15 protein-coding genes are annotated in these 16,606 nt (G+C 67.1%); 9 read left to right on the forward strand and 6 right to left on the reverse strand.

Annotated features, from left to right (window positions below):
• Positions 1-15: 15 nt before the first annotated feature.
• The 4 genes from RCO27_RS03090 to phoB form a co-directional block, all read right to left on the reverse strand.
• The gene (locus RCO27_RS03090) at positions 16-2,805 is read right to left on the reverse strand and encodes a TonB-dependent receptor domain-containing protein (RefSeq protein WP_309001172.1); all 2,790 of its coding nucleotides are present in this window, start codon (positions 2,803-2,805) and stop codon (positions 16-18) included.
• 75 nt (positions 2,806-2,880) lie between these two features.
• The gene (locus RCO27_RS03095) at positions 2,881-4,458 is read right to left on the reverse strand and encodes a hypothetical protein (protein ID WP_309001173.1); all 1,578 of its coding nucleotides are present in this window, start codon (positions 4,456-4,458) and stop codon (positions 2,881-2,883) included.
• A 188-nt stretch (positions 4,459-4,646) separates the two neighbouring features.
• Entirely contained in the window at positions 4,647-5,309 is a 663-nt protein-coding gene (locus RCO27_RS03100) for a hypothetical protein (protein WP_309001174.1), read from the reverse strand.
• A 40-nt stretch (positions 5,310-5,349) separates the two neighbouring features.
• Positions 5,350-6,045, reverse strand: a complete 696-nt coding sequence (phoB, locus tag RCO27_RS03105; protein ID WP_309001175.1) for a phosphate regulon transcriptional regulator PhoB — start codon at positions 6,043-6,045, stop codon at positions 5,350-5,352.
• A gap of 274 nt (positions 6,046-6,319) precedes the next feature.
• Here phoB and RCO27_RS03110 point away from each other — a divergent pair, with 274 nt between their 5' ends.
• The 8 genes from RCO27_RS03110 to RCO27_RS03145 all read left to right on the forward strand — a co-directional run bounded on the left by RCO27_RS03110 (position 6,320) and on the right by RCO27_RS03145 (position 14,394).
• A complete protein-coding gene (locus tag RCO27_RS03110; protein ID WP_309001176.1) occupies positions 6,320-8,611 on the forward strand; it encodes a bifunctional salicylyl-CoA 5-hydroxylase/oxidoreductase in 2,292 nt (763 codons plus the stop codon).
• Entirely contained in the window at positions 8,608-9,369 is a 762-nt protein-coding gene (locus tag RCO27_RS03115) for an SDR family NAD(P)-dependent oxidoreductase (protein WP_309001177.1), read from the forward strand. Before RCO27_RS03110 ends, RCO27_RS03115 begins: the two co-directional genes overlap by 4 nt.
• Complete coding sequence (locus RCO27_RS03120; RefSeq protein ID WP_309001178.1) at positions 9,366-9,863, forward strand: MarR family transcriptional regulator; 498 nt, start codon at positions 9,366-9,368, stop codon at positions 9,861-9,863. Before RCO27_RS03115 ends, RCO27_RS03120 begins: the two co-directional genes overlap by 4 nt.
• A complete protein-coding gene (locus tag RCO27_RS03125; protein ID WP_309001179.1) occupies positions 9,860-10,669 on the forward strand; it encodes an enoyl-CoA hydratase family protein in 810 nt (269 codons plus the stop codon). The genes RCO27_RS03120 and RCO27_RS03125 overlap by 4 nt, the downstream gene beginning before the upstream one ends.
• A gap of 63 nt (positions 10,670-10,732) precedes the next feature.
• Positions 10,733-11,143, forward strand: a complete 411-nt coding sequence (locus RCO27_RS03130) for a DUF559 domain-containing protein (RefSeq protein ID WP_309001180.1) — start codon at positions 10,733-10,735, stop codon at positions 11,141-11,143.
• On the forward strand, positions 11,140-12,306 hold the full coding sequence (locus RCO27_RS03135) for an acyl-CoA dehydrogenase family protein (RefSeq protein ID WP_309001181.1): 1,167 nt from the start codon (positions 11,140-11,142) through the stop codon (positions 12,304-12,306). Before RCO27_RS03130 ends, RCO27_RS03135 begins: the two co-directional genes overlap by 4 nt.
• The gene (locus RCO27_RS03140; protein ID WP_309001182.1) at positions 12,303-12,695 is read left to right on the forward strand and encodes a RidA family protein; all 393 of its coding nucleotides are present in this window, start codon (positions 12,303-12,305) and stop codon (positions 12,693-12,695) included. The genes RCO27_RS03135 and RCO27_RS03140 overlap by 4 nt, the downstream gene beginning before the upstream one ends.
• A gap of 115 nt (positions 12,696-12,810) precedes the next feature.
• Entirely contained in the window at positions 12,811-14,394 is a 1,584-nt protein-coding gene (locus tag RCO27_RS03145) for an AMP-binding protein (RefSeq protein WP_309001183.1), read from the forward strand.
• Positions 14,395-14,502: 108 nt separating this feature from the next.
• Here the strand turns inward: RCO27_RS03145 and RCO27_RS03150 are convergent, their stop codons facing one another.
• Entirely contained in the window at positions 14,503-15,120 is a 618-nt protein-coding gene (locus tag RCO27_RS03150; RefSeq protein ID WP_309001184.1) for a glutathione S-transferase family protein, read from the reverse strand.
• Positions 15,121-15,207: 87 nt separating this feature from the next.
• On the reverse strand, positions 15,208-16,209 hold the full coding sequence (locus RCO27_RS03155; protein WP_309001185.1) for an NAD(P)H-quinone oxidoreductase: 1,002 nt from the start codon (positions 16,207-16,209) through the stop codon (positions 15,208-15,210).
• 73 nt (positions 16,210-16,282) lie between these two features.
• Between RCO27_RS03155 and RCO27_RS03160 the strand changes: the two genes are divergently transcribed.
• On the forward strand, positions 16,283-16,483 hold the full coding sequence (locus RCO27_RS03160) for a DUF1192 domain-containing protein (protein ID WP_309001186.1): 201 nt from the start codon (positions 16,283-16,285) through the stop codon (positions 16,481-16,483).
• The last annotated feature ends 123 nt before the right edge of the window (positions 16,484-16,606 follow it).

A 16,606-nucleotide genomic window follows, 5' to 3' on the forward strand; every position in this document is an offset into this window, starting at 1 on the left:
GGCCGCCCGGCCGGATCAGAAGTTCATCGTCATGCCGAGGGAGAACGTCCGGCCGACGCGGTAGCTGTTGATGTCGATCCGGTTGTCGCCGAACTCCTGGAACTCCTCATAGTCCCGGCCGAAGATGTTGCGCGCCTCGAACTTCAGCTCGACCTCGCGGCCGAGGAAATTGACGCCCTCGCGCGCGACGAAATCGACCCGCAGGCCCGGCCGCTCGATGATGTCGGGCTGGCGCACGCCGCTTGTGATCGGCCCGCGGTTGGTGACCCGGTCGCTCGCATAGTTGAACAGGAAGGTATATTGCGAGAGCCGGTCGGTGTCCTCGAGGCCGATCTGGATATTGACGAGATGCTCCGACTGGCCGGTCATCGGCGCACCGTCCTCGAACAGCAGATTGGCCGGCAGGCCGTTCTGGCAGGGGGCGACGCTGACGCCGGGCAGCGCGGTGCAGCGGTTGCTGACCTGAAGCTCCGACTGCGACCAGGTGTAGTTGCCGATCAGCAGGATCCGGCGGGTCGAGAACATGTCGCCGAGGTCCCGGAGCGGAATATAGGTCTGGAGCTCCGCCTCGACGCCGTACAGCTCCGCGCGCGGTGCATTGGCGAAGGTGGTGCGCAGCTGATCGCCGCCGGCGAGCGAGGCCACCGCCTCGATCGGATTGTCGATCCGCTTGTAGAAGCCGGCGAGGGTGATCCGCTCGTCACGGCGGAAATACCATTCGTAGCGGCCTTCCATGTTGAACAGCTCGCTGTCGACCAGCAGCGGATTGCCGGTGAACTCGCGATCGGACTCGTAGTCCTGGTAGATCTGCTGCGCGAGCTCGCGGAACTGCGGGCGGGCGATCGTCTTGGAGACGTGGAACCGCAGCTGCATGTCCGGCCGGAAGTTCCAGGTGACCGTCCCCGCCGGCAGGAAATAGTCGTTGCTGAGGTTGGTCTGGGTGGCGAAGACCGGGTTGGTGCTGATCGGCAGAACCGACTGATCGGCCTGCTCGTAGCGAACGCCGACGGTGGCGCGCAGGCCATGTTCGTCGTCGCTGAACTCCGCCTGCGCATAGCCGCCGTGGATTTCCAGCTCGGCGTCATAGGCCGGCGCGCCTTCCGCGCCCGACACGTCGGTGAGCTCGATGCCCCAGGCGCGGATCGACTGCTGCGACAGAAGGAAATCCGGCCGCATTTGCGACGGGCCGATCGGCAGCGCGCCGCCGAACGGCCGGGTATATTGGAACTGGAAGCGGAAGGCGTTGCGCTCGGTCAGCGTATAGGCATAGCCCGCCGACAGCGTCGTATCGATGATGTCGTTCGGGATGCGGTAGGACAGATCCAGGCCGCCGCTCCAGAGATCCTCGGTCAGCTCGCTGAACGCGATATAGGCGTTCTGGCCGGCGGAGGAGAGGTTGTTAACATAGTCGTCGACATCCCCGGTGCTCTTGGTCGTCGGATCGCCGTCACCGAGATAGACGTAGCTGAAGTCGCGCTCGTAGGGCGAATTGCGGCGGGTGTTCGCATAGGTGCCGCGCAGGTCGAGGCTGAAATCGCCGAACTGGAACTCGCCGACCAGCTGCGTGTCGATCAGCTGACGCTCGAACCAGTAGGTGTTCTGCTCGATGATCGACGGCGGCAGGTTCGGATCCTGTGGCGCGACGTTGACGTTGAAGCCCGCCGCGAGACGGCCCTGCTTCAGCGTGTCGCGGATGAACAGGTTGGTCCAGCGGATCGCATGCTCGTCGAACTCGATGCCGAGGCCGAACAGGCCGTTCACCAGCACGCGATTGTCGGTGATCACGCTGCGGAAGCTGGTCTGCACCGGATCGAGCTCGGCGTCCGCCGAGGTCTGCTGGAGAATGTCGCGGGTGCGCCACGTGCTGCTGTACGAGGCCGCGGCGATGAGGCCGATTCGGGTGCCGCCCAGATCGAAGGACGTGCCGCTCGACACCTCCGCCGAGAAATTGGCGGGGACGTCGTTGTTGCGACGAAGCAGCGTCGTTTCCGCGTTGACCAGGCCCGCGGCGAACTCGATGCGCTGGGCGGAGGTCGTGGCGCCGTAGTTTCCCGACGAGATCGCGCTGCGAATCGCCGACGGGAAGGTCCGCGTGCCGTCGTCGAAGCCGAACCGGTCGAGGTCGCTGCCGAAATAGGTGTAGCCGAGCTGGCCGGTCGTCTCGGTATCGATGCTGCCGGACACGCCGATCTGCAGGAAGGGATCGCGCGGGATCGCGCGCGAGGTGAGATTGATCACGCCGCCGCCGAACTCGCCCGGATAGTTTACCGAATAGCTCTTCTGGACGAGCGAGCTGGCGATGACCGAGGTCGGGAAGATGTCGAGCGGGACGACGCGCCGCAGCGGCTCGGGGCTGGGCAGCGGCGAGCCGTTGAGCAGCGCGAGCGAATAGCGATCGCCGAGACCGCGCACGTAGACGAAGCCGCTGCCGACGACCGACAGGCCGGTGACGCGGGTGAGCGCGCCGGCGATGTCGCCCTCGCCCGTCCGGGCGATGTCCTCGCTCGACAGGAGCGAGATCACCTGCGGCGTGCGCCGCATGATGTTGCCGCGCCGGGTGCCGGTGATGACGATGTCGGTTTCCTGCGTCGGCTCCATGCCCGGGACGGAGACCTCGATCTCCGGCTCCTGTTCCTCGGGCGGCTGGGCCGTCGCGGCAGGATCCTGGGCCGTGGCCGCGCTGTCCGCGGGCGGCGCTTCGTTCTGAGCGGGACTGGGCTGGCCTGCGGCCTGCGCAAGGGCCGCCGAGGGCGCCACCAGGGCGGTCGAAACGAGCAGGCCGCCGGCGATGATCGACTTCTTCATGGAGGTTTCCCCCGAATCTCTACGACGAGGGGCGGCGACACATGGCCGCCGCCCCGGACAATCAGGTGGCGGCGATCAGGTCGTCGGGATTGCGGTGCACGACCCGCTGGTGCCGCCGAAGCTCACGTAGCCCGAATTGCAGGTCCAGCCCTGCCAGTTGGCGGTGAGATCGGCGGTGTCCCGGACCGCGCCGATGAAGGTCACCGCGGTGAACGCATTCGGCCCGGCGGCGCTGCCGAACGTGTCCGTGTTGAACGGCAGCGGATCGGTCGGGAGCACGGCCGCCTCGTTCGCGCCATTGACGATGGTCGCGGTGAGTGTGGGCGTGAAGGCGTTGTTGTTGTTGTTCGTGCCGGTCCCGAAGATCGTCGCGATCGTCGCGGCCGGAACATTGGCTTCGTCGCGGAAGGCGGTCGGGCAGGCCAACTGGACCGACCTGAACACCGGCGGGCCGAGATCCTGCAGCGCCGTATCGGCCGCGCGGGTGGTGGTGCCGCCGGTCTCGTCGATGTCGAGGCAGTTCTGGGTGCCGACCACGACGCTGTTGAGCAGCGCATAATCGGCGCCGCCGCGGATCAGGATGGTGTTGCCGCCCTGGACGGTGCTGCGCTTGATGAAGGTGCCGTTCGAGATTCGGGCATAGGTCCGCGGCAGCGCGTCCTCATTGCCTTCCGAGTCGATCTCGAAGATCGAGTCGCCGTTGGAAGCGTCCCGCTGGACCGCCACGGCGAATTGGATGGTGCCGCGGTAACCGACGTCGAGGTCGATCGAGTCGTCGTCCGAACCGGTGACGGCGAGATACTTCACGTTCTGGCGGCCGCCGAAGAATTCGACGCCGTCGTCCGAGCTGTTGTGCACCTGGACGTGATCGATCGTGGTGTTGGAGCCGACGCCGCCGGTGGTCAGGCCCTGCAGCTCGTTGCCCGGCGCGATGACGACACCGGAATAGCGGATCTGGACATACTGCACCGTGCCGCTGTTGTCGGCCGCAACCGCGCCGCCGTAGCGCGAACTCGTCGTGCCCTCGATCACGTTCTGGCAGTTGACAGAGCCACCGGGCGTGCCGGTGACGTCGCAATTGCTGATCGGTGCGCGGCCGAGCAGGATGACGCCGCCCCACAGGCCCTGGCTGGTGTCGGTGGCCGTGCCGGTCAGATTCGACGAGTGGGTGAAGATGATCGGGTTCGCCGCCGTGCCGATCGCGTTGAGGCGCGAGCCGCGGTTGACGACGAGATAGCTGGTGTTGCCGGTGCCGAACAGCACCGTGCCGGGCTGGATGGTGAGCGTGACGGCCTGGCCGCCGGCAGCGGCGCCGTCACCGCCGACATCGGTGCCGACATTGACCGGGTTGCTGATCTGATAGGCGACGCCCGGCAGGTTCTGGATCGTCGTGTCCGTAGTGAAGCGCGCCGGCAGCTCGCAGGCGCGGCGGGCGGTGCCGATGAGGCCGCGATCGGTGGTGCCGGCCGGGCAGCTCGCAGCCGGGGTCCCCGGCGGCGTGGGGGTGGGTGTCGGAGTCGGCGTGGGGGTCGGCGTCGGAGTCGGCGTCGGGATGACGATCACACCATCACCGGGCGAGGCCACGTCGTCGGCGCCACAGGCGGCGAGCGGGATCAGGGTGGTGACGAGAAGAAGGGTGCGAATCTTGGACATGGAAACCCCCTTGGTGGAAACAAAACAGGCGACTCACGGGAAACGAGCTGGCCTCGAAGGCGCAGCTAGGGGGCTAATGTGATGTTTATATTACATCTATCGAAGTAATAACTTCGCAATTTCTTTGACTTTTATTGGAAACCAATATGACTTACTTTTAAAGTCATTCAGAAACATAAATGTCACAATCAGCGAGACTGGGCACCTTCGGCGGCAAGGCTCATCCGCTGGCCGCCGCGCTCGACCTCGAAGACGACCCGATCCGAATTGGCGATCGTCCAGGCGAGATCCATCAGCCGTTCCTGATCGAACTCGCTGTCGTTGACGCGCAGGACCACGTCACCGGCGCGCAGGCCGGCACGCTGGAGTACCGGCAGAGTCTGGCCGGCCTTGAGGGCATGGCTGGTGACCCGGGTACCGACGCGGCGCGGCTCGAAGGCGAGCAGATAGCGCTGGACATCGGCGCGGACCGCGGCTTCGTCGACCGCGCCGGGCGCCGCGGACGGCGCTGCCGCCGGCGCCGTCGCCGTCACGCCGGTGAAATCGAGCCGGAACCCGCCGGCCGCCGATTTGAGCAGGGCATGATCGACCCGCACGGCCTCCAGTCGCAAGCCGGGCAGCACATCGCGGCCGAGGCGAATCAGCCGCTGACGGCCGTCGGCGCCACCGATGATCGCGCCGGCGCCGGTAACGCCGAACAGACGGAGCCCTTCGGGAGAGGAGACTGGCGCGAGGGGCGGAGCCGGAGCCGACGGGGGCGTGGGTACAGCAGCCGGGGCGGGCGGCGGTGGCGTGGGCGCAGGCGGCGGTTCGTCTCCGCCGGCCAGCAGCAGATAGGCCAGGACCAGCACAAGCAGCCCGGCAATCCCTCCAAGAATCAGGAGGCGTCGTTCAGCCGGCATCGTCGTCGAGCGCATAGCCGGCCGACCGCACCGTGCGGATCAGCTCCGGCCTGCCCTCGATATTGATCGCCTGCCTCAGGCGGCGGATATGGACGTCGACGGTGCGCGGCTCGATGTCGCGCTCGCGGCCCCAGACAGCGTCGAGCAGCCGCTCGCGCGAGAAGACGCGGGCCGGATGTTCGAGGAAGTGGCGCAGCAGCCGGAATTCGGTCGGCCCGAGCGCGATCGCACGACCGGCGCGGCGGACGCGGTGGCGCACGAGGTCCATTTCGAGATCGCCGAGCCGGAGCTGATCGCCGGCGAGCGCCGGACGGACGCGGCGCAGCACGGCCCGGACCCGGGCGATCAGCTCGCGCGGGGAAAAGGGCTTGGTGACATAGTCGTCGGCGCCGGTCTCGAGGCCGCGGACCCGGTCCGCCTCCTCGCCGCGGCCGGTGAGCATGATGATCGGCACGTTGGCGGTGCCCGGCGACCGGCGCAGCCTGCGGCAGACCTCGATCCCGGAAATTCCCTCGATCATCCAGTCGAGCAGGATGATGTCCGGCGTGCTCTCGGTCGCGAGCGTCATCGCCTCGTCGCCGTCGGGCGTGTGATCGACCTCGAAATCCTCGCGCTGAAAATGCCATTGCAGGAGATCGGCGAGCGCGGGGTCGTCCTCGACCAGGAGGAGGCGCGGCTTCACCACGCCGGCCCGGTTGCGGACAAGGGCTGGCGGGCCTCCGACGACGCGATCACAAATCTGGCCACCTTCTCTCCTCCCGCGATTGGGTGCGCGGTCTGGCTAGCCCGATTTGAGGCAATATCCGTGACAGAAGAATGACAGTTCAATGACGGCCGCGAAAACGGAGCGGCCGCCCCACTCCTCGCAAATGGCCCCGCTTCGGACAGGCTTCGCGCAAATCGGCTTGACGTCGGCCGTTGCGGAGATAGTTTAGCCTTAAAGCATCTGGGAGGCGAACATGCGGATCGCGTGCCTGGGCGGGGGACCGGCCGGGCTCTACTTCGCGATATCGATGAAGCTGCGCGATCCGGCGCACGAGATCGACCTGTTCGAGCGCAACCGGCCGGACGACACGTTCGGCTGGGGCGTCGTCTTCTCCGACCAGACGGTCGAGAATCTGATGGCGAACGATCCCGTCTCGGGTGCGATCATCGCCGGCGAGTTCGCCCATTGGGACAATATCGACGTCCATATCCATGGGCAATCGATCCGCTCCTCCGGCCACGGCTTCATCGGTATCGGCCGCAAGCGGTTGCTCAATATCCTGCAGCAACGGGCGCGCGACCTCGGGGTGAACCTCCATTTCGAGCATGAGGCCAGCGCCGATCTGGCGGACTGGGGTGGCTACGATCTGGTCATCGCCGCCGATGGGGCGAACAGCCGGATCCGCACCCGCTACGAAGAGCATTTCGGCGTCGACATCCAGGTCCGGCGCAACAAGTTCTTCTGGTTCGGTACGGCCAAGACCTTCGACGCCTTCACCTTCGCCTTCGAGAAGACCGAGGCGGGCTGGGTCTGGGCGCACGCCTACCGGTTCGACGACGATCTTTCGACCTTCATCGTCGAGATGGACCCGGAGACCTGGGCGGGGCTCGGACTCGACCGGATGGACCAGCCGGCGGCGATCGCCCTGTGCGAAGGCCTGTTCGCCGAATATCTCGACGGCCACGCGCTCATGTCCAACGCCACGCACCTGCCGGGGCCGCAGGCGTGGCTCAATTTCCGGCGGATCGTCTGCGACACCTGGTCGCACGGGAACCTGATCCTGCTCGGCGATGCGGCGCATACCGCCCATTTCTCGATCGGGTCGGGCACCAAGCTGGCGCTCGAGGACGCGATCAAGCTCGCCGAGGTGCTGAATCGCCCCGGGCTGACCCGTGGGGCGGCGCTGGCCGAATATCAGGCCGAGCGCAATCTCGAGGTGCTGAAGCTCCAGAACAGCGCGCGCAACTCGACCGAATGGTTCGAGACCTTGGACCGCTACCTCCATTTCGAGCCGATCCAGTTCGCCTACTCGCTGCTCACCCGCTCGCAGCGGGTCAGTCACGAGAATCTGCGCCTGCGGGACAAGGACTGGCTGGAGGGCGTCGAACGCTGGTTCCAGTCGAAAGCCGCGGGAAAACCTGTCAACGATCCGGCGCCCCCGATGTTCGCGCCGTTCCGCCTGCGCGACATGGAGGTGGTCAACCGCATCGTCGTCTCGCCCATGGCGACCTATTCGGCGGCGGATGGTGATCCGAACGATTTCCATCTCGTCCATTATGGCGCGCGCGCCGCGGGCGGCGCCGGCCTCGTCTATACCGAGATGACCTGCGTCTCGTCCGAAGGGCGGATCACGCCGGGCTGCGCCGGCATCTACACCGATGCGCAGGTCGCAGCCTGGCAGCGGATCGTCGACTTCGTCCACGCCAACAGCCGCGCCAAATTCTGCCTGCAGCTCGGGCATTCCGGACCGAAGGGGTCCACACGGGTCGGCTGGGAGGGCTATGACGTGCCGCTCGCGAGCGGCAACTGGCCGATCATGGCCGCCTCGGACGTGCCTTGGAGTCCGGACAATCAGGTGCCACGCCCGATGACCCGAGCCGATATGGATCAGGTGATCGGCGAATTCGTCGTCGCGGTGCGTCGCGGCCTCGAAGCCGGGTTCGACATGATCGAGCTCCACGCAGCGCACGGTTATCTCCTCTCCAGCTTCATTACGCCGCTCACCAACCGGCGGACGGACGATTATGGCGGCAGTCTCGCCAGCCGGCTGCGCTTCCCGCTCGAGATATTCCGGGCGATGCGCGCGGCCTGGCCGGAGGCGAAGCCGATGTCGGTGCGCATCTCGGCGAACGACTGGATGGGCGATCTCGGCGTCACGCCCGACGAGGCCGTGGAGATCGGCCGGGCATTCGCCGAGGCGGGTGCGGACCTGATCGACGTGTCGGCGGGCCAGACCTGGGCCGACTGCAAGCCGATCTACGGCCGCATGTTCCAGACGCCCTTCGCCGACCAGATCCGCAACGAAGGTCGGCTGACCACGATGGCGGTCGGCAACATCTATGAGCCCGACCATGTGAACTCGATCCTCGCCGCCGGCCGCGCCGATCTCGTCGCGCTCGCCCGGCCGCACCTGATCGATCCGATGTGGACGCTGCGGGCGGCAGCGCAGCAGGACTATCTCGATGTCGCCGTCCCGCTGCCCTATCTCGGCGGCATGGCCCAGCTCGCGCGCAACCTCGCCCGCGAGGCGGAGATGAAGGCATGAGGCTCGCCGGACATCATGCGATCGTGACCGGCGGCGGCACCGGCATCGGCGCCGCCATCGCCCGCGCCCTGGCCGCCGAAGGCGCGAAGCTGACACTGGTCGGGCGCCGGCGCGACAAGCTGGAGGCGGTCGCGGGATCGCTTGGCGAGGCACTGATCGCGCCCGCCGACGTGACCGACCGCGCGGCCGTCGATGCCTGCTTCGACCTCGCCCGACAGACCCACGGGCCGATCACCATCCTCGTCAACAATGCCGGCGCCGTCGAGAACGCGCCCTTCGCGCGTGCCACCGCCGAAAGCTGGCGGGCGATGATGTCGGTCAACCTCGACGCGGTCTTCCACTGCTCCCAGGCAGCCTTCGGCGACATCTCCGCTGCGGCGAACGGACGGATCGTCACGATTGCCTCGACCGCGGGTCTCAAGGGCTACAATTACAGCAGCGCCTATGTCGCGGCGAAGCACGGCGCCGTTGGCCTGATGCGCGCGCTGGCGGTCGAGCTCGCCGGCACGCACGCGACCGCCAATGCCGTCTGCCCGGGCTTCACCGAGACGGAGATCATCACCGAGGCGGTCGCAGCCTTGCAGGGCCGGACCGGCCGCAGCGCGGCCGAGGTGCGGGCCCGCTTCGAAAGCTTCAATCCGCAGGGGCGGCTGGTCACGCCGGAGGAAGTGGCGTCCGCCGTCCTCTGGCTTTGTCTGCCGGAAAGCCGATCGATGAACGGCCAGGCGATCGCCGTGGCCGGGGGAGAAGTGATGTGAAGCATGTCGTGCCCATTCCCGAGAAGCATGACGGCAAGCTCGGCGACCGGTCGAACACCCGTGTCTGGCTGCGCCTCCTGTCCTGCACCATGGCGATCGAGAAGGAGATCCAGCGCCGCTTCGCCGAACGGGGCATGACCCTGCCCCGCTTCGACGTGCTCGCCGCGCTCGATCGCTGCCCGGACGGCATGACGATGGGCGCGCTCTCGCAGGCGCTGCTCGTCACCAACGGCAACGTCACCCAGCTCGCCCAGAAGCTGAAGCGCGACGGGCTGATCGCGGTAACGCCCCTGCCCACGGACCGGCGGACCTCGATCGTGAAGCTGACCGACGAGGGGCGGCAGCAATTCCACAAGCTCGCCCGCGCCCACAACGACTGGATCGACCAGATGCTCGCCGGCCTCGACTTCACGCAGCGCGAGCGGCTCTATGTGGCGCTGGGCACGATGAAGATTTCGATCGCCCGCGCATCGCAAGGGAGGAAGGCGCGATGAACCCGGAAAGCTTCGCGCCCACCCATTTCAAATGGGACTACGCTGACGGCGTCGCAACGGTGACGCTGAATCGGCCGGAGCGGAAGAATCCGCTCACCTTCGAGTCCTATGCGGAGCTGCGCGATACCTTTCGCGCGCTGGTTTATGCCAAGGACGTGAAGGCGGTGGTCGTCGCCGGCGCCGGCGGCAATTTCAGCTCGGGCGGCGACGTGCACGAGATCATCGGGCCGCTGACCGAAATGGCGATGCCCGAGCTGCTCGACTTCACCCGGATGACCGGCGACCTCGTCAAGGCGATGCGCGGCTGTCCGCAGCCGATCGTCGCGGCGTTGGACGGGGTGTGTGTCGGCGCGGGCGCGATCATGGCGATGGCCTCCGACCTGCGGATCGCGACGCCGGAAACGAAGACGGCCTTCCTCTTCACCCGCGTCGGCCTCGCCGGCTGCGATATGGGCGCCTGCGCGATCCTGCCACGGATCATCGGCCAGGGCCGCGCGTCGGAGCTGCTGTTCACCGGCCGGGTGATGACCGCCGAGGAAGGCGAGCGCTGGGGTTTCCACAACCGTCTGGTCGCCGCGGAAGACCTGCTCCCTGAGGCGCAGTCGCTGGCGCGCAGTCTTGCAACCGGCCCGACCTTCGCGCACGGCATCACCAAGACCCAGCTCAACACCGAATGGGCGGTGAGCCTGGAGACCGCGATCGAGATGGAGGCACAGGCGCAGGCAATCTGCATGGCGACCCAGGATTTCCGCCGCGCCTTCGAGGCGTTCGCGGCCAAGCAGATGCCGGAGTTCCAAGGTGACTGACCCCTCTCCCTTCAGGGGAGAGGGAGGGGCCCGCGATGCGCAGCATCGTGGGAGGGTGAGGGCATGAAGCGTCCGCCTGGCAAGGAGATGCTCGCCCGCTCCCGTCGATTACGCCGCGAGATGACGCCGCAGGAAGAAATCCTCTGGCGTCATTTGCGCGGTCGCAGGTTCGAGGGCTTCAAATTTCGCCGGCAGATGTGGCTCGCCGGTTATGTTGCGGACTTCGCCTGCACGGAGGCAAGGCTGGTGATGGAGGCCGACGGCAGCCAGCATATCAACGCAGCCGACTATGACGAAGAACGGGGAGCCGCCTTCACCCGCCTCGGGTGGCGAACGCTGCGATTCTGGAACAATGAGATTGTGGAGGACTTGGAGGGAGTACTGATCGCGATCGGGGCCGCATTGCCCTCACCCTCCCGCCCGGCTTCGCCGGGTGGGCCCCTCCCTCTCCCCTCCAGGGAGAGGGGCAGATGAGCGACCGGACCTTCCTCGACTGGCCGTTCTTCGACGACCATCATCGCCGGCTGGCGGATGATCTGGAGACCTGGTGCGTCGCCAACCTCGCCGATGTCGATCACTCGGACACCGACGCCGCCTGCCGCGCGCTGGTCCGCGAGCTCGGCGACGGCGGCTGGCTACGCTACTGCGTGCCGGCCGCATGGGGCGGCGTGCACGAGACGCTGGACGTGCGCTCGCTGGCGCTGATCCGCGAGACGCTGGCGCGGCATGACGGGCTCGCCGACTTCGCCTTCGCCATGCAGGGGCTGGGATCGGGAGCGATCAGCCTGTTCGGCTCCGACGACCAGAAGCGGGACTATCTGCCGGCGGTCGCGCGCGGCGAGAAGATCGCGGCCTTCGCACTCACCGAGCCCGGCACCGGATCGGACGTCGCCAATCTCGCGACCGGCGCGGTGCAGGATCGGGAGGGTTATACGGTCGACGGCGCGAAGACCTATATCTCCAATGGCGGCATCGCCGATTTCTATGTGCTGTTCGCGCGTACGGGCGAGGCGCCCGGATCGAAGGGCATCTCCGCCTTCATCGTCGATGCCGATGTGCCCGGTTTCGACGCCAGCGAGCGGATCGAGGTCATCGCCCCGCATCCGCTGGCGACGCTGCGCTTCGATCAGACTCCTCTGCCCCATTCTGCCCTGCTCGGGGAGCGGGGGCGGGGGTTCGCCCAGGCCATGGCGACGCTCGACGTGTTCCGCACCACCGTCGGCGCGGCAGCGCTCGGCTTCGCCCGCCGCGCGCTCGACGAAGCCACAGTGCGGGCGATGGCGCGCAAGCTGGGAACGGGAACGCTGGCCGACAACGCGATCGTCCAGTCGATGCTGGCCGAGATGGTGCTCGACGTCGATGCCTCGGCGCTGCTCATCTACCGCGCCGCCTGGCTGCGCGACGTGAAGGGCCAGCGCAACAGCCGCGAGGCGGCGCTCGCCAAGCTGCATGCGACCGACAGCGCTCAAGCCGTGATCGACAAGGCAGTGCAGATTTTCGGCGGGCTCGGCGTCACCGTCGGCGTGCCGGTCGAGCGGCTCTACCGCGAAATCCGCGCGCTCAGGATCTATGAGGGAGCTTCGGAGGTGCAGAAGGTGGTGATCGCCCGCAACCATCTGGCGGAGTTCGCGCAATGAGGGCGCTGCTGCCGCCCGGCTGGCCGCGGCCGAAGGGCTATGCCAACGGCATCTCCGCGCGAGGCCGCCTCATCGTCACCGCGGGCGTGGTGGGCTGGAACGCCGACGAGCAGTTCGAGCATGACGATCTCGCCGGTCAGTTCCGGCAGGCGCTGCTGAACATCCGCGCCATCCTCGCCGAGGACGGCGCCGGGCCCGAGCATATCGTGCGGATGACCTGGTATGTGACCGGCATCCCGGAATATCGCGCCAGCCTCAAGGAGATCGGCGCCGCCTACAAGGAGCTGATCGGCAAGAACTTCCCGACGATGGCCGTGGTCGGGGTGACCGAACTGGTCGAGCCGATGGCGAAGATCGAGATCGAGACGATGGCGGTGGTGCCCGAATGATCGGATCGAGACACATCGTCATTGCGAGGAGCGTAGCGACGCGGCAATCCAGCGGGCCTCTGAAGCTACGCTGGATTGCTTCGCTTCGCTCGCAATGACGACTGGAGCGCTGCGCATGACGACAACCCACATGGACACCTTCATCCGCGATCGCTTGCCGTCCCCAGATGCGCAGCCCGAATTCCTCTTCGACCTACCCGAGCTTCAATATCCCGAGCGCCTCAACGCCGCTGTGGAACTGATCGACAGGGGCGACCCTGACGCGCTGGCGGTGCTGAATGACGCCGGCGCCTGGACCTACGGCCGGATGACGGACCTCTCCGATCGCATTGCGCGCCTGCTGGTCGAGGAGGAGGGGCTGATCCCCGGCAACCGCGTATTCCTGCGCGGGCCGAACAACGCGATGCTGTTCGCCGCCTGGCTCGGCGTGCTCAAGGCTGGTGGGGTGGTCGTCGCGACCATGCCGCTGCTACGCCCGGGGGAGATCGCAACGATCCTGGAGCGGGCGCAGATCAGCCATGCCATCGTCGATTCCCGTTTCCTCGCCGATTTCGAGGCGAGCGGCGGGGTCGGCTCGCTGCTGACCTATGACGGCGACAGCGGTACTGGCGAACTGGAACGAAGGCTCGAAACCGTCACGCCGGGCTTCACGTCGGTCGACACGCACCGCGACGACGTCGCCCTCGTCGCCTTCACCTCGGGCACGACCGGCAACCCCAAGGGCTGCGTCCACTATCATCGCGACATCCTCGCCTCGGCCGACAGCTTCGCCCGCTCCATCCTGAAGCCGCAGCCGGGCGACCGTTGGACCTGCTCGGCGCCGATGGCCTTCACCTTCGGGCTCGGCATGATCCTGATCTTCCCCTGGCGGTTCGGCGGCACCGCGGTGACGATCGAGACGCCGGGGCCGAAGCCGCTGCTGGAGGCGATCGCCCGGCACAAGGTGACGACACTGGCGACCGCGCCGACCGCCTACAAGGCGATCCTCGGTATGGTCGGCGAGAGCGACATCTCGTCGCTGCGCACCTGCGTCTCGGCTGGCGAACATCTGCCGGCGGCGACCTGGCACGCCTGGCACGAAGCGACGGGCATCCGCATCGTCGACGGGATCGGCGCGACCGAGATGATGCACATCTTCATCTCGGCATCGGGCGACGACATTCGCCCGGGCGCGACCGGCAAGGCCGTACCCGGCTATGTCGCGACCGTGCTGGACGAGGAGAACCGGCCGATGGCGAGCGGCACCGGGCGCCTCGCGATCAAGGGCCCGACCGGCTGCCGCTATTTCGACGATCCGCGCCAGGCGAACTATGTGGTGGGCGCCTGGAACGTCACCGGCGACACCTATCGCAAGGACGAGGACGGCTACTTCTGGTACCTCGCCCGCTCCGACGACATGATCATCTCCTCGGGCTACAACATCGCCGCGCCCGAAGTGGAGAACGCGCTCTACTCCCACGCGGCGGTGCAGGAATGCGCGGTGATCGGCGCGCCGTGCCCCGAGCGCGGCCAGAAGGTGAAGGCGTTCGTCGTCCTCGCGCCCGGCTACGCGCCCGACGCCGGCACGGTCGCGCTGCTCCAGGACCATGTGAAGACCGAGATCGCGCCCTACAAATATCCGCGCGAGATCGCCTTCGTCGACGCGCTCCCCAAGACCGCGACCGGCAAGCTCCAGCGTTTCGCGCTCAGGGACCGCTAGGCCCTACCCGTCATACCGGCGAAGGCCGGTATCCAGACCTTGGCCTCAAATATTGACGAGGACTGGACCCCGGCCTGCGCCGGGGTGACGATCCATGCCGAGGGATCGTCAGGCGTCGATCGGGATGTAGCCGGGCGTCGCCGCGACGCGGTCGAGCCAGGCCTGCACGTTCGGATAGTCGGCGAGTTGGAAGCCACCGCCTTCCGCAACATGGGTGTAGGCGTAGAGCGCGATGTCGGCGAGGCTGAGGCGGTCCCCGACGAGGAAGCTGTGCCGCGCCAGATGCTCGTCCATCAGCTTGAGCGCGGCCTCGCCGGCGGCGCGCTTGCCGGGGAACTGGTTGCGCTGCGCCTCGGTCCAGTTCGCCTCGCCGATCCAGCCGTACCAGAAACGGAGCGTCGCGACGTTGGGCTCGTGATTATACTGTTCCCAGAACATCCAGCGCAGCATGTCGGCGCGATCAAGCCGGCCTTCGGGGATGAGCGGCGAACCTTCCGCAAGGTAGAAGCAGGCAGCGTTGCTCTCCGGGATGAAACGGTCGCCGACCTGCAGGACCGGGATCCGGCCATTGGCATTAACGTTGGCGAGGAAATCGCCCGTCCGCGTCTCGCCCTTCATGATGTCATATTCACGCCGTTCGATCGCGAGGCCGAGCAAGGCCGCGGTCAGGCGGATCTTGTAGCAATTGCCCGACTGGGCATATTCGTGCAGCACCAAATTCGTCACGCGTCCCTCCCTTGCTGACGGCCCGCTCTTTTCCGGACTGCGCCCCGAACCGGAAACCAATTCGACGCGCGCGCTGATAAGCCCGGCTTATCGACCGACCGTCAGGACGATCTTGCCGACATGATCGCCCGCCTCCATCCGCCGGTGCGCGTCGGCCGCCTCGGCCAGCGGGAAGGTCTTGTCGATCACCGGCTTCAGGCGGCCGTCCTCGACGAAGGGCCACACATTGCGCAGCAATTCTTCGGCGACCAGCGTCTTGAATTCGACGGAACGCGAACGGAGGAACGCGCCGGTGAGGACGAGGCGGCGCTGCATCACCTTGACGATGTTGAGCTCGGCCTTTGCCCCGCGCTGGACAGCGATCGAGACGTGGCGCCCCTCCTCGGCAAGGCAATCGAGATTCCGCGGCAGATAGTCGCCGCCGACCATATCGAGGACGATGTCGACGCCGCTCCCGCCCGTCAGGCGATGCGCTTCGGCAACGAAATCCTGCGTCCGATAGTTGATGGCATGTGCCGCGCCGAGCGCTTCCGCTCGCCGGCATTTTTCGTCGCTGCCGCAGGTGACGATGATCTTCAGGCCGAAGAGCCTGCCGAGCGCGATCGCCATGGTGCCGATCCCGCTCGTGCCGCCATGGACGAGCGCCGTTTCGCCGTCGCGGGCATAGGCGCGCTCGAAGAGGTTGGACCAGACGGTGAAGAGGGTTTCGGGGAGCGCCGCGGCCTCGATGAGGGTCAGAGCGTCGGGAACGGGCAGGCACTGGCCGACCGGCGCAAGTGCATATTCGGCATAGCCGCCGCCGGCAACGAGCGCGCAAACCAGCTCGCCGGCAGCCAAGTCGACGCCCTCGCCCACCGCCGCAATCTCGCCCGCCACCTCCAATCCCGGGATCGAGGGCGCGCCGGGCGGCGGTGGATAGGCGCCAAGGCGCTGGACGATGTCTGGCCGGTTCACGCCGGCGGCGACGACCTTGATCAGCACTTCGCCGGGGCCGGGCCGCGGCACCGGGCGGCGGACCAGCGCCAGCACTTCCGGGCCGCCGGGTCCGGCCGGGTCGATTGCATTCATCTCGTCCGGCAAGCGGGTCATGTCGCGCCCGAATCAAAGGTGGAAAGGCCGCGGATTTATTGACTTGGGCGGCGCGCTGGTCAACGCTGGCGCCATGGACCTCGACGAGCTTTTCCCGGACAAGCCCGACGATCCGCTGACCCTGCTGACGAAGCAGGATCTCGATCCCTTCTCGGTGCACGAGCTGGAGGCACGGATCGCCATCCTCGAGGCGGAGATCGCCCGCGTGAAGGCCAAGCTGGCAAGCTCGGTTAACTTCCGCGCAAGTGCGGACGAGCTATTCAAGAAAACCTAGGGACAGGCGCAGCGGCAGCGAGTTTTCCCCAGTGATTTCGCCCCGCGGCTTGATGAAGGGAAAGCGAAGCCCGACATTGGGGACAAGTGGCCCGCGGATTCGGCTGCGGGCCGGTCAGGAGTA

Origin of the sequence: Sphingosinicella sp. LHD-64 (assembly GCF_031157375.1) — a bacterium.
Taxonomy (GTDB): domain Bacteria; phylum Pseudomonadota; class Alphaproteobacteria; order Sphingomonadales; family Sphingomonadaceae; genus Allosphingosinicella.